Below are 212 nucleotides of genomic sequence, written 5' to 3'. Positions count from 1 at the left end.
GGGTGGGGCCGGTCGGCGCCGGGCCGGCCGGGGTCGGTGTTTCGTGAACCCTCGGGGCGTTGTGAACTGACCGTTCGGTGTTCACAGGGGTCGAGGCTGGTGATGAGTTCACAGCGGGAGGCGTGACAGCCGAGTTCACACCATCGGGGTCAGCCACAGCGTTCACACCGCCGGCTCCGCCCACAGCATTCCCACCGCCGACTCCGGCCGTG

It is taken from the genome of Streptomyces tricolor (assembly GCF_002155905.1).
Taxonomy (GTDB): Bacteria; Actinomycetota; Actinomycetes; order Streptomycetales; family Streptomycetaceae; genus Streptomyces; species Streptomyces tricolor.
This window is presented reverse-complemented; position numbering follows the sequence as displayed.